The organism is Streptomyces sp. NRRL F-5727, assembly GCF_000719555.1.
Lineage (GTDB): Bacteria > Actinomycetota > Actinomycetes > Streptomycetales > Streptomycetaceae > Streptomyces.
In genome coordinates this window covers 168,758-181,330 of record NZ_JOGX01000004.1, presented here as the reverse complement: position 1 = coordinate 181,330, position 12,573 = coordinate 168,758, and the positions used below count along the sequence as shown (strand labels likewise).

14 protein-coding genes are annotated in these 12,573 nt (G+C 73.9%); 8 read left to right on the top strand and 6 right to left on the bottom strand.

Annotation, left to right across the window (positions count from 1 at the left end):
- Positions 1-76: 76 nt before the first annotated feature.
- Positions 77-760, bottom strand: coding sequence for a class I SAM-dependent methyltransferase (locus IF73_RS0104590; protein WP_031003652.1), 684 nt, complete (start codon positions 758-760; stop codon positions 77-79).
- Between the two features lie 86 nt (positions 761-846).
- The gene (locus tag IF73_RS0104585; protein ID WP_037878236.1) at positions 847-1,395 is read right to left on the bottom strand and encodes a MarR family winged helix-turn-helix transcriptional regulator; all 549 of its coding nucleotides are present in this window, start codon (positions 1,393-1,395) and stop codon (positions 847-849) included.
- A gap of 41 nt (positions 1,396-1,436) precedes the next feature.
- Between IF73_RS0104585 and IF73_RS0104580 the strand changes: the two genes are divergently transcribed.
- Positions 1,437-2,369, top strand: a complete 933-nt coding sequence (locus tag IF73_RS0104580; protein WP_078867935.1) for a DMT family transporter — start codon at positions 1,437-1,439, stop codon at positions 2,367-2,369.
- Positions 2,311-2,694, top strand: a complete 384-nt coding sequence (locus tag IF73_RS0104575; RefSeq protein ID WP_031003647.1) for an Imm7 family immunity protein — start codon at positions 2,311-2,313, stop codon at positions 2,692-2,694. The genes IF73_RS0104580 and IF73_RS0104575 overlap by 59 nt, the downstream gene beginning before the upstream one ends.
- Before the next feature lie 296 nt (positions 2,695-2,990).
- Here the strand turns inward: IF73_RS0104575 and IF73_RS0104565 are convergent, their stop codons facing one another.
- Together IF73_RS0104565 and IF73_RS0104555 are read right to left on the bottom strand one after the other, a co-directional pair.
- Positions 2,991-3,269, bottom strand: a complete 279-nt coding sequence (locus IF73_RS0104565) for a hypothetical protein (protein WP_031003645.1) — start codon at positions 3,267-3,269, stop codon at positions 2,991-2,993.
- Positions 3,270-3,564: 295 nt separating this feature from the next.
- Positions 3,565-4,461, bottom strand: coding sequence for a helix-turn-helix transcriptional regulator (locus IF73_RS0104555; protein WP_199806612.1), 897 nt, complete (start codon positions 4,459-4,461; stop codon positions 3,565-3,567).
- Between the two features lie 140 nt (positions 4,462-4,601).
- Between IF73_RS0104555 and IF73_RS0104550 the strand changes: the two genes are divergently transcribed.
- From IF73_RS0104550 to IF73_RS0104540, 3 genes are all read left to right on the top strand, one after another.
- Positions 4,602-5,384 carry an NAD(P)H-dependent oxidoreductase gene (locus IF73_RS0104550; RefSeq protein WP_031003639.1) on the top strand — a complete coding sequence of 261 codons (783 nt, stop codon included), beginning with the start codon at positions 4,602-4,604 and terminating at the stop codon, positions 5,382-5,384.
- Positions 5,385-5,505: 121 nt separating this feature from the next.
- Positions 5,506-6,378 carry a membrane protein gene (locus IF73_RS0104545; RefSeq protein WP_031003637.1) on the top strand — a complete coding sequence of 291 codons (873 nt, stop codon included), beginning with the start codon at positions 5,506-5,508 and terminating at the stop codon, positions 6,376-6,378.
- 27 nt (positions 6,379-6,405) lie between these two features.
- Entirely contained in the window at positions 6,406-6,927 is a 522-nt protein-coding gene (locus IF73_RS0104540; RefSeq protein ID WP_031003635.1) for an HAD domain-containing protein, read from the top strand.
- Positions 6,928-6,943: 16 nt separating this feature from the next.
- Here IF73_RS0104540 and IF73_RS0104535 read toward each other — a convergent pair whose 3' ends face one another.
- Positions 6,944-7,603 (bottom strand): CoA transferase subunit B, encoded by a 660-nt coding sequence (locus tag IF73_RS0104535; RefSeq protein WP_031003633.1) that lies wholly within the window; start codon positions 7,601-7,603, stop codon positions 6,944-6,946.
- The gene (locus IF73_RS0104530; RefSeq protein WP_031003631.1) at positions 7,603-8,382 is read right to left on the bottom strand and encodes a CoA transferase subunit A; all 780 of its coding nucleotides are present in this window, start codon (positions 8,380-8,382) and stop codon (positions 7,603-7,605) included. The genes IF73_RS0104535 and IF73_RS0104530 overlap by 1 nt, the downstream gene beginning before the upstream one ends.
- Positions 8,383-8,753: 371 nt before the next feature.
- Here IF73_RS0104530 and IF73_RS0104520 point away from each other — a divergent pair, with 371 nt between their 5' ends.
- The 3 genes from IF73_RS0104520 to IF73_RS0104510 all read left to right on the top strand — a co-directional run bounded on the left by IF73_RS0104520 (position 8,754) and on the right by IF73_RS0104510 (position 12,556).
- Positions 8,754-10,184, top strand: a complete 1,431-nt coding sequence (locus IF73_RS0104520; RefSeq protein WP_031003629.1) for a 3-hydroxybutyrate oligomer hydrolase family protein — start codon at positions 8,754-8,756, stop codon at positions 10,182-10,184.
- A 95-nt stretch (positions 10,185-10,279) separates the two neighbouring features.
- The gene (locus IF73_RS0104515) at positions 10,280-11,071 is read left to right on the top strand and encodes a 3-hydroxybutyrate dehydrogenase (protein WP_031003627.1); all 792 of its coding nucleotides are present in this window, start codon (positions 10,280-10,282) and stop codon (positions 11,069-11,071) included.
- 111 nt (positions 11,072-11,182) lie between these two features.
- Positions 11,183-12,556, top strand: coding sequence for an MFS transporter (locus IF73_RS0104510; protein WP_037878234.1), 1,374 nt, complete (start codon positions 11,183-11,185; stop codon positions 12,554-12,556).
- Positions 12,557-12,573 lie beyond the last annotated feature (17 nt).

Genomic DNA, 12,573 nt, shown 5'->3' with positions numbered 1-12,573 from the left:
ATGGAGGGCGGTTGCGACGGCGTATGCGCTTTTCGATACGCGGACGATATGCGGCGTCCCTCGTGGGGGCTCCGGGTCAGCGCAGTCGGCGGGCCCGCAGGACGACGTCGTGGGTGTGGTGCGCCCCCGCGCCGCCCTCGGGGATCACCCGGGGCCGTTCCTCGTCCACCTCGACCCGCCAGCCGTCGTCGAACAGCGCGGCGACCATCGACGGCCAGACGTAGTCGGCCGGGTCGAAGCCGCTCTCCTGGGCGTCACGGTGCTCCTCCATGCCGGCGTGGTGGACGAGCAGCAGGACGCCGCCGGGGGCGACGGCCGCCAGCAGCGTCCGCTCGGCGGTGGCCCCGGGGGTGCGCAGGAGCGCCGGGTACTGCGCCGAGACCAGGTCGAAGGAGCCCGGCGGGAGCGCCGCCTCGGTCAGCCCCGCGTGGACCCAGCGCACGTCCACCCCGGCGTCCCGCGCGTGGGACGCCGCCCGGGCCAGCGCCACGCCCGACACCTCCAGGGCGGTCACGTCCCAGCCGGCCCGGGCGAGCCAGATGGCGTCCGCGCCCTCGCCGCAGCCGACGTCGAGGACCCGTCCGGGGGCGAGGTCGCGCACCTCCGCCACGAGCGCCCCGTTGGGCTGCCCGCTCCAGAGCCGCTGCCGCTCGGAGTAGCGGTTGTCCCACTCGTCGCGCACGGCGGGGTCGCCCACGTAGCCGTCGGCGAACGAGGGACTGTCGGAGGAGAGCACGTCTGCGGTGATGTCGTCGGCCATGCCCCCACGGTCGCCCACCCCCTTCCGACCGGGCCAGTCCTGTTGCCGAACCGGCAAAGGAGAGTGCCGCCGTCACCCGGCCGTCGTCACTCTCCCGTCGGCGCGCCCGGGCCCGTCGGCCCGGCTCCGGCCGGCGGTTCCAGGCGGCCCAGCCAGCCGGTCAGGAGCACCTCCAGGGACTCCGCCTCGGCGGGCGTCAGCAGGTCGAGGAGCCGGCGTTCGTTCCGCATGTGGTCGGTGAAGGCGCGGTCGATCAGCTCGCGTCCGGGCTCGGTGAGGGCGACGATACGGCCGCGCTGGTCGTCGTCCGAGCGGCGGCGGGTGACCAGTCCCGCCCGCTCCAGGCGGTCGATGCGCTTGGTCATCGCGCCCGTGGTGACCATGGTGTGCGCGGCGAGTTCGCCCGGGGCCCGCTCGAAGGGCGCGCCCGCCCGGCGCAGGGCGCACAGGACGTCGAACTCGCCCTCGCCGAGCCCGTACCGGTCGTAGACGAGGCGCAGCTCCCCGGTGAGGCGGTCGGCGAGCCGGTGCAGTCGGCCGATGACGCCCTGGGGGGTGACGTCGAGGTCGGGGCGCTCGCGGCGCCAGTCGGCCTGGATGCGGGCCACGCGGTCCGGCGGGGGCTGATCGTCCATGGCCGCATCTTAGCTTCCGTGGAAGTTATATATTGGCTTCCATGGAAGCTAATCGCTGGGTCGTGCTGACCGCCGTCGCGCCGGTGGCCTGGGGAGCGAACTACTACGTCACCCACGCGTTCCTGCCCCCGGACGCCCCGCTCTACGGAGCCGCCCTGCGCGCCCTCCCGGCCGGCGCCGTCCTGCTGGCCCTGGCCAGGAAGCGCCCGCACGGAGCCTGGTGGTGGCGCTCCTCGGTGCTCGGGCTGCTCAACGTGAGCGTGTTCTTCGTCCTCGTGTACGCCGCCTCCCAGCTCCTCCCGACGAGCGTCGCCTCCACGGTCATGGCGGTGTCGCCGCTGGCGATGATGCTCATCGCCTGGGCCCTCGTCGCCGAACGCCCCGGCCTCGCGCATCTGGCCGGCGCCGTCGTCGGCCTCACGGGCGTCGCCCTCATGCTGCTCACGGGGGAGGGCGGCGTGAGCGGGCCCGGGGTCCTCGCCTCCGTCGCCGCCATGCTCGTGTCGGCCTTCGGCCACATCCTCGCCAAGCGGTGGAGCGCCGACGTCGACGTGCTCGCCTCGACCGCCTGGCAGCTCACCGCGGGCGGCCTCCTCCTGCTTCCGGTCGCCGCGGCCGTCGAAGGGGCACCGCCCGCGCTGTCCCCCTCCGCGCTCCTCGCCTTCGGCTACGTCTCCCTCGTCGCCACCGCCATGGCCTTCACCGTCTGGTTCGCCGGCCTCCGCCACCTGCCCGCCGCGACCGTGGGACTCCTCGGCCTCCTCAACCCGGTGACCGGCGTCCTCCTCGGCGTCCTGGTCGCCGGCGAGGCCCTGACCCTCCGCCAGCTGGGCGGCCTCGCCCTGGTCCTCTGCGGCGTCCTCCTCGGACGGCCGGGACGCGGCGACGGACGCCCGATCCCCCTAGCATGGCGGCGTGTTCGAATACCACGGATGGATCACGATCCGCGAGAAGCCGGCCGGCGACGACGATGACGTACGGCTGCGGCGGATCGTCGACGACCTGCGCCTCCGCATCGCCGGGACGGCGAGCCCCTACCTGCTCGACCTCAGGTGGATGAACGGCGAACCCTTCCTCCACCTCGGCGGCCACGCCAACCACCGCTCCACCGACGTCACGGACCTCTTCGCCCATGTCGCCGCCGTGGCCCCCGGCTCGTACGGCCTCCTCCACATCCGCGACGACGAGGACCCGGGGCACGAGAACGAGGTCCGCGTCCTCCGGCTCGCCCGGGGCGAGGTGACCCACCACACGGAGCCCCTGCTGTCCCCCTGCATCCCGAAGCTGGAGCAGGAGTAGCCGGCTGGTCCGTCCCGCGACCCGCCCCCTAACCCCCCGTCCTCAGCCAGGTGATGCGGGTGACCGTCACCTCGTCCGGGTCGCCGGTGAACCACTCGACCAGCACGGGATGGCCGGGGACGTCGAGGTCGTACACGTCGCCCCACCGGTCGGTGGGGCTCGCCCGGGCGGTACGGTGCCGCGCTCGTGCGCGTCCGCGACGGCGGTCAGGGTCCGGACCGTCGCGGCGAACACCTCGGGAGCCTGGGCGGACATGGCCGAGAGGACCGCGGCGGCCTGATCGGTCAACCCGTGGCTCACCGGGCCCCGCCGAGCGAGGCGAGCAGGGCGTCGAGCGGGCGCACCCCGTCGCGCCCGCCGGTCCGCAGTGCCGCGGCCCGCGCGCGGTCCGCGTCGGTGCGCCGGGTGTCGGCGACGGCCCGCAGATGCCAGCGGTCCATCACCGCCGCCTGCTCGTCCCCGGCCCGCGCCGCGTCCAGCTCCTCCAGGAACGCGCCCTTGCGGGCCGGCGCGAGCGCGGCCGCGATCGCGTCGGCGGTACGGGGGATGCCGGGTTCGGCGGGGCGGGGTAGCACGCGCGCGCTCTCCTTCCGTGCGGGCGGCGCCTCCTGACGAGGCGTCCGCTCCCACGGTAGACCAGCACCCGCCTCCGTCAGGCGTTCACCGCGAAGGCCGCTCCGGGCGCGTTCTCGCCGAGCGGGTGGTCGGGGGCCCGGCCGGCGAGGGAGGCGGCCCGGGGGAAGTCCGGCCATTCAAGCGTCATGGCCGACGCGGCGGGCGACACACCGTCCGCGGCCACGACGGGGCCGCCCCCGCCGACACCCCACACGACGGCGGCGACCGCGGCCACCGCTCCGTACCCCGCACGCCTCATGACATCCCCCCACCGTGCCGCGACTCGTGCGTCGAGTGCGCCGTGTGCGCCGAGCCTCCCACGCCCCCGTCCCCGTCGCCGGGCCCGGCAGGGTCGTCCAGGCCCGCGAGCAGGCGCAGCCCGTCCTCGGCGGGGCTGCCGGGCGCGGCGGACAGCACCAGCAGCTCCCTGCCCGAACCGTCCGGCAGCGCGAAGTTCTCCTGGTGCAGTTCGAGCAGCCCGACGAGCGGATGCCGGTACGCCTTGCGCCCGTGCGTCCGCGCGCGGACGTCCGCGCGGGCCCACAGGCGGCGGAAGCGCTCGCTGCCCATGGCCAGTTCGCCGACGAGCGTGGCGAGCCGCGGGTCGTCCGGGTACTTCCCGGCGGCCAGCCGCAGGTGCCCGACCACGTCGAGGGTGCACGTCTCCCAGTCCGCGTACAGGCCCCGCTCGTCCTCCTCCAGGAACAGGTGCCGGGCCGTGTTCAGGCCCGCCGTCGGCCGCCCGTAGAGGAGGCCGGCCATGCGGTTGGCGGCCAGCACGTCCAGCCGGTGGTCCATGATCAGCGCCGGAGTGCCCTGCACCAGGTCCAGCACCCGCAGCAGCTCCGGCCGGACCCGCCCGCCCGGCGCCTTCGCCCGCCGCCGGCGCTGCCGCGCCAGCCGGTACAGGTGACCCCGCTCGGTCTCGTCGAGACCGAGGACCCGGGCGAGGGCGTCCAGGACCTGCTCCGAGGGCTGCGTGGCGCGCCCCTGCTCCAGGCGCACGTAGTAGTCGACGCTGACGCCCGAGAGGTGTGCCACCTCTTCGCGGCGCAGCCCCGCCACCCTTCTGCGGCTGTCGGTGGGAATGCCGACGGCCGCCGGATCGACCCGGGAACGCCGGGTCCGCAGGAAGCCCGCGAGATCGTCCATGCCCTCCAGTATCGGCCCGACCGCCGTTCCCAGGGTGGTACCGCCGTTACCAGGAAGACCGTTCCGACGGAACGGGCGCCCCTGAACACCGGCCGCAGCCGCGGCCAGACTCGGCGGCATCCGATCCGAAGGAGCACCCCATGAAGACGCTGATCGTCTACGCCCACCCGGAACCGCGGTCGCTCAACGGCTCGCTGAAGGACCTCGCCGTCGCCACCCTGGAGGCCGCCGGGCACGAGGTCCGGGTGACCGACCTGTACGCGATGAAGTGGAAGGCGACCGTGGACGCCGAGGACTACGGCCCCGACGCGTCGAGCCCGCTGAAGGTCGCCCAGGACTCGGGCCGGGCCTTCGACTCCGGCCGGCTCACCCCGGACGTCCTCGCCGAGCAGGAGAAGCTCCTCTGGGCCGACACGATCGTCTTCCAGTTCCCGCTGTGGTGGTACACGATGCCCGCGATCCTCAAGGGCTGGGTCGACCGGGTCTTCACCTACCGCTTCGCCTACGGCGTCGGGGAGCACAGCGAGACGAAGTACGGCGAGCGCTTCGGCGAGGGCACCCTCGCGGGCCGCAGGGCCCTGCTGTCGGTGACCGTCGGCGGCCCCGGGTCCCACTACGCCGCCCGGGGCATCAACGGCCCCATCGACGACCTGCTCTTCCCCATCCAGCACGGGATCCTCTACTACCCCGGCATCGAGCCCCTGCCGCCGTTCGTCGTGTACGGCAGCGACCGGATCACCCCCGGGGAGTACGAGGTCGCCGCCAAGGCGTGGCAGGAGCGCCTGCTGACCCTGGAGTCGACCGAGCCGATCCCCTTCCGCCGCCAGAACTTCGGCGACTACGAGATCCCCTCCCTCCACCTGAAGCCGGGCCTGGAACCCGCCGGCCGCACCGGCTTCGGCCTCCACGTCCGGGACGCCTGACACCGGGCCGCGAGGGCCCGCCCGACACCGGGGCCGCGCGGCACCGCGGCCCCGGCCGGCGAAGGGCTGCCGGACGCCACCCCCCGCCCGGCACAATCACCCGTACACGGGAGGGGGCCGCATGGGCTGGTACGGGTATCTGGGGCTGTGGTGCGCGGGGTTCGGCGGCGTGGCGCTGGTCGGGTACGTCCGCTATCTGGCCGGAGCGACCGAGGCCCAGCGCACGGTCAGGACCGTCGGCCGGATCGAGCACGTGACGCCACCACGCCACGGCGACTCCCGGACCGACGGGATACGCGTGGTCGTCTCCTTCCAGGACCCCTCCACCGGCGCGGAGTTCACCGTCACGAACGACGGAGAGGCAGGCGAGCGGGGCGAGCGGGTCAAGGCGGCGTGGGTCGGCCGCCCGATCGGCGTCCGGTACCTCAGCGGACAGCCGCACGCCCACCGCTTCACCCACGACGTGTCCGAGCGCCCGCACGGCGGCCTCGGCCTGCCGAACTGCGCGCTCTTCCTGGTGTACGCGGGAGTGGTCACCGTCGCGGCGATCGAGCGGGGCTGGCCCTGGGCGCTGCTCGGGTTCGCCGGCCCCTGGGCCCTCTCCCTCGTCCACCACCTGCCGGAGAACGTACGGGACACCCGCCGCCGGCGCGACACGCTCGCCGCCATGACCGCCGTGCCCGGCCGCGTCGTCGCCGTCCTCAAGAGCGTCGGCACCGACGAGGACGGCAACACCCTGACGACCATCGTCCCGGTCGTCGCCTTCACCACCCACGACGGCACGGCGGTCACCGCCGCCTGCGAGTGGGGAATCCCCGACCCGGCCCGCTCGTACGGGCGCGAGCTGACGATCCATCACGCACCGGACGATCCAGCCGACTTCACCGCGGACATCGCGGGCGCGCACCGCGCCTGGCGCCAGGGCATCGTCTTCGACACGCTGGGATTCGTCGTCGTGGCGGCGACGGCCGTCGTGGGAGCGGTCGCCCTCTGACGGCGGCCGGCCCTATCCTCGACCGCTGTGACCGGTTCCGAGCGGCTTCCGCTCCTGTTCCTCGACGTCGACGGCCCGCTGATCCCCTTCGGCGCGGATCCCCGCACGTACCCGACCTTCCCCACGGGTACCGACGCCCCGAACCCCCTGCTGTCCCGGATCGATCCGGCGCACGGGGCGCGCCTGGCCGCGCTGCCGTGCGCTCTGGTGTGGGCGACGACGTGGGGGGACGACGCGAACGAGTGCGTCGCCCCGCTGCTCGGCCTGCCCCGCCTGGCCGTCGTCCCCTGGCCGGAGCCGTCGGACGCCGACGAGCAGGACGTGCGCCGGGGACTGCACCCGAAGACCCGGCCGCTGGTCGCGTGGGCGGCGGGCCGGCCGTTCGTCTGGGTCGACGACGAGATCACCGACCGGGACCGGGCCTGGGTCGCCGCCCACCACCGGGGACCCGCCCTGCTCCTCCGGGTGGACGCCCGCGTCGGCCTCACCGACGCCGACTACGCGGCGTGCGACGCCTGGCTGCGCCGCGAGCGCGACCGAGCGGCCTGACATCACCGGGCGCCGGTCAGGCCGCCCGCACCCCGCCCCGTTCGGCCGGCACGAGGAGGTCCGCCGCCGTCGCCTCCCGGACCTCGTCGAGCGTGACGCCCGGGGCGAGTTCGACGAGGGCGAAGCCGTCGGGGGTGACGTCGAGGACGGCGAGGTCGGTGATGACCCGCTGCACGACGCCGCGGCCCGTGAGGGGGAGGGTGCACGCCTCGACGAGCTTGGGCGTGCCGTCCTTGGCCGTGTGCTCCATGAGGACGATGACCCGCCCCGCGCCGTGCACGAGGTCCATCGCGCCGCCCATGCCCTTCACCATCTTGCCGGGGATCATCCAGTTGGCGAGGTCCCCGGCGGAGGAGACCTGCATGGCGCCGAGGACCGCCGCGTCGATGTGGCCGCCCCGGATCATCGCGAAGGACAGGGCCGAGTCGAAGAAGGACGCGCCGGGGAGGGTGGTGACGGTCTCCTTGCCGGCGTTGACGAGGTCGGGGTCGAGTTCGTCCTCGGTCGGGTACGGGCCGACGCCGAGGATGCCGTTCTCGGACTGGAGGACCACCTCGATGCCGGGCGGGAGGTGGTTGGGGACCAGGGTGGGGAGGCCGATGCCGAGGTTGACGTAGCTCCCGTCGGTGAGTTCGCGGGCGGCGCGGGCGGCCATCTGGTCGCGGGTGAGGGCCATCAGGCGGCTTCTTCCTGTCGGACGGTACGGCGTTCGATGCGGCGTTCGGCGGCGGGGTCTCCGGGCGTGACCCGGACGACGCGCTGGACGAAGACGCCGGGGAGGTGGATCTCGTCGGGGTCGAGCTCGCCCGGTTCCACGAGGTGGTCGACCTCCGCGATGGTGATCCGCCCGGCCATCGCGGCCAGCGGGTTGAAGTTCCGGGCGGAGGAACGGAAGACGAGGTTGCCGTGCCGGTCGCCGATGGTCGCCCGGACGAGCGCGAAGTCCGTCGTGATGCCCTCCTCCAGGAGGTACGGGCGCCCGCCGAACTCCCGCGTCTCCTTCGGCGGGGAGGCGACGGCGACGGACCCGCCCCCGGCGGCGTACCGCCACGGCAGTCCGCCCTCGCCGACCTGCGTGCCCGTGCCGGCCGGGGTGTAGAAGGCCGGGATGCCCGCGCCGCCGGCCCGCAGCCGCTCGGCCAGCGTCCCCTGCGGGACGAGCTCGACCTCCAGCTCCCCGCTGAGGTACTGGCGGGCGAACTCCTTGTTCTCGCCGACGTACGAGCTCGTCATCCGGGAGATCTGCCCGGCCGCGAGCAGCAGCCCGAGCCCCCAGTCGTCGACGCCGCAGTTGTTGGAGACGACCCGCAGGCCGTCCGTGCCGCGCTGCCAGAGCGCGTCGATCAGCGTGCCCGGTATCCCGCACAGCCCGAAGCCGCCCACCGCGAGGGAGGCGCCGCCGGGGATGTCGGCCACCGCCTCCGCCGCGCTCGCGACCGTTTTGTCCAGACCCATGGAGGATCCCTTCCTCAGACAGCCGGATGACCCCGCAGGTCAGAGCCGGTGGCCGATACGACCGATGGGCAGCGAGCCTAGGCAGCCGCCGCAGGGCGCGACCATGGCGTTCATCCACACACCGACCCCGGTGGAGATGGCGACGACCACCCCCACCGCCCCCACCGGAAGCGCTCGGCCGCGACGGGCGCGGGAGCCCCGGAGCGACGCCGTCCGCCCGCGCGCGGTGGCGTGAACTCCCCTACGGGGAGCGGATGGTGCCGACACCCACCGCCCACGGGCCAAGAATGGGCGATACGCCCATGGGTCGGGCCGAACCGGCGGCATAGCCTCTCGCGCGTCCCAGAAACCCGACCCCCGGAGGCACCCCGATGCGTCCCACCCCCGGCTCCCCGCCGGGCGCCCTGCGCCGCACCACCCTCACGGCCCTCGCCGTGTCCGCCCTGACCCTCACCGCCGTACCGGCCGCCGCCGCCCCCACCGACGCCGCCGGGGCCCCGGCCGGCCACTGCGCCCGCATGGCGCAGCTCCGCGTGCCGGGCGCCGAGCACCAGCGGGCCGCCTGCCTCGACGAGCTGACCACGGCCGGCACCGTGGCCTCGGGCCACACCGACCCCGCCGACTGGGCGGGGCTCACCCCCAAGGACCTGGCCGTCCCCGGCGGAGTGCCCGGCATCCAGATCGACGGCTACTTCCCCGACACCTCCACCACCAACACCAACCACGGCTGGAACCACGACGCCCAGTTCGTCATCCGCCTGCCCGACCGCTGGAACGGCGGCCTGGTGATCGCCGGCACCCCCGGCAACCGCGAGCAGTACGCCAACGACCGGGCGATCGCCGACTGGGTGCTGTCCCGCGGCTACGCGTACGCCGCCACCGACAAGGGCAACACCGGCCTCGCCTTCCACCGCGACGGGAAGACCCCCGGCGACGCCATCGCCGAGTGGAACGAGCGCGTCACCCAGCTGACCCGCGCCGCCCGCGCCACCCTCGCCCAGCGCTACCACCGGCCCCCCGCCCGCACCCTGGCCACCGGCCTGTCGAACGGCGGCTACCTGGTGCGCTGGCAGCTGGAGAACCATCCCGAGCTGTACGACGGCGGCGTCGACTGGGAGGGCACCCTCTGGCGCGCCGACGGCCCGAACCTGCTGGAGTTCCTGCCGGAGGCACTCCGCGCCTATCCCGTGTACGCGGCGGGCGGCGACGGCGCCGAGACGGCCCGGCGGCGGATGCACGCCGCCGGCTTCCCGGCCGGGTCGGAGTTCCTGTGGCCGTACCACCACAAGGTCTACTGGGACCTCACCCAGCGCATCAACCGCGAGGAGCTGGACCCCGGCTTCGACGGCGCGACCGAGGCCGGCACCCCGTACTGCGCGACCGGCACACCCGCCTGTGACACCGACTACGACTACGCGGCCCGCCCCGAGGAGGTCCGGCAGGCCGTGGAGAAGATCGAGCTCACCGGCCGGATCGGGAAACCCCTGATCACCCTGCACGGCACCCTGGACGTGCTGCTCCCCATCGGCGAGGACTCCGACGTCTACGCCCGCATGGTGCGCGACGCCGGCCGCGGCGCGCTGCACCGCTACTACCGCATCGAGGGCGGCACCCACACCGACTCCCTCGTCGACGCCTTCCCGGACAGGCTCCGCCCGCTCGTCCCGTGCCACCGCAGCGGCTTCACCGCACTGGAGCGGTGGCTGACCACGGGGAGCCGCCCGCCGGCCTCCACGACCGTCGCCCTGCCCGCCGACACGGACCCGGCGGCGCTCCTGGACCACTGCTCCCTCGGCCGGTAGACACCGGCAGTGGTGTCCGCCACCACTGAACGGCGTCACTTTATGGCTGCCTCACCCATGGGAGGGCACCGGAGCTCTCCCTACTGTTTCCGGCCATGACGAACACATTTCCCACCCCGGTACCCCTGCCGGCCATCGGGGCGACCGACCTGAGCGGGCGCACCGCACTGGTGACCGGTGGCGGCAGCGGCATCGGCCGGGCCTGCGCGCTGGCCCTGGCACAGGCCGGGGCCACCGTGCACGTCGTGGACCGGGACGGCGCGGCCGCCGAGGCGGTCGCGGAGGCCACCGGTGGAGAGGCACACGAGGTCGACCTCGCGGACCCGGCCGCGATCGACCTCCTCCCCGCCGATGCCGACATCCTCGTCAACAACGCCGGTCTCCAGCACGTGGCCCCGCTCACCGAGTTCCCCCCGGAGCGCTTCGAGCTGATCCAGAAGGTGATGGTCACGGCCCCGTTCCTGCTGATGCGGCGGACCCTGCCGCACATGTACGGGCAGGGCTGGGGCCGGGTCGTGAACATCTCCAGCGTCCACGGCCTGCGGGCCAGCGCCTACAAGGCCGCGTACGTCGCCGCCAAGCACGCCCTGGAGGGCCTGAGCAAGGTCGCCGCCATCGAGGGCGCCCCGCACGGCGTGACCAGCAACTGCGTGAACCCCGGCTATGTGCGGACGCCGCTGGTCGAGGGCCAGGTCCGCGACCAGGCCGCCGCACACGGCATCAGCGAGGGCGACGTCCTGTCGAACGTCATGCTGGCCCGCTCGCCGGTCAAGCGGCTGCTGGAGAGCGAGGAGGTCGCCGCCGCCGTCCTGTGGCTCTGCGGCCCGCACTCCGGCTACCTGACCGGCACGTCCCTCCCGCTCGACGGCGGCTGGACGGCGGGCTGAGCCCCGCCCCGGCGAAGAACCGCGCCACTCCACCCCGTACCCCCCCGCTCCACCCGCACCACCGCGATCGTCCCCGTCCCCCCTTCCGTCCGTTCGTGAAACCGGTGAACCATGTCTGACACCACCACCCAGCCGAGAGGCGGCATCGGCCGCATCGTCGGAGCGAGCCTGATCGGCACCACCATCGAGTGGTACGACTTCTTCCTGTACGGATCGGCCGCCGCGCTCGTCTTCAACACGCTGTTCTTCCCCAGCGCCGACCCGCTGGTGGGCACGCTGATCGCGTTCATCACGTACGCCATCGGGTTCGCCGCCCGGCCGCTCGGCGGCATCGTCTTCGGCCACTTCGGGGACAAGATCGGACGCAAGAAGCTGCTGGTGCTGAGCCTGCTGATGATGGGCGGCGCCACCTTCGCGATGGGCCTGCTGCCCACCTACGAGTCGATCGGCGTCTGGGCGCCGATCCTGCTGACCGTGCTGCGCCTCGTGCAGGGCTTCGCGCTGGGCGGCGAGTGGGGCGGCGCCGTCCTGATCGTCTCCGAGCACGGCGGCGAGAAGCACCGCGGTTTCTGGGCGTCGTGGCCGCAGGCCGGCGCGCCCGGCGGCAACCTGCTCGCCACCGGCGTCCTGTCGCTGCTGGCCGCCGTGCAGTCGGACGCCGCCTTCCACTCCTGGGGCTGGCGCATCCCGTTCCTGCTGTCGGGCCTGCTCGTGATGATCGGTCTGTGGATCCGGGTCTCGGTCTCCGAGTCGCCGGTCTTCCTGGAGGCCCAGGCGAAGGCCGAGGCGGCCGCGGCGGCGGGCGCGAAGGAGGAGGCCCCGGTCGTCGAGGTGTTCAAGCGCAGCTGGCGTGACGTGCTGTCGGCCATCGGCACCCGCTTCGGCGAGAACATCTCGTACTACATCCTCACCTCCTTCCTCCTCGTGTACGTCACCACCCACCTGGGCCTGTCGAAGAGCACCGCCCTGAACGCGGTCCTGATCGGCTCGGCCGTCCACTTCGTCACCATCCCGATGTGGGGCGCGCTGTCCGACCGGATCGGCCGCCGCCCGGTCACCCTGATCGGCTCGGTGGGCATGGCGGTGTGGGCGTTCGCCTTCTTCGGCCTCGTCGACTCGAAGTCGTTCGTGGTGATCACGCTGGCCGTCACCGCCGGCCTGCTGCTGCACGGCGCGATGTACGGCCCGCAGGCCGCGTTCATCTCCGAGATGTTCGACACCAAGGTCCGCTACTCGGGCGCCTCGATGGGCTCCCAGCTCGCCTCGATCCTGGCCGGCGCGCTCGCCCCGATCATCGCGGTCGAACTGCTCAAGGACTACGGCTCCTCCACCCCGATCTCGGTCTACCTCTGTGCGGCGGCCGTCGTCACCACGATCACCGTGGCGGTCACCCGCGAGACCCTCGGCCGCGACCTCACCCGCAGCCGGGACGAGGAACCGGCCGCCGCCGTCCCGTCCGCCGTCGGCGCGGGCGACCGGGTCTGACCCGAGGCCACCCCGGC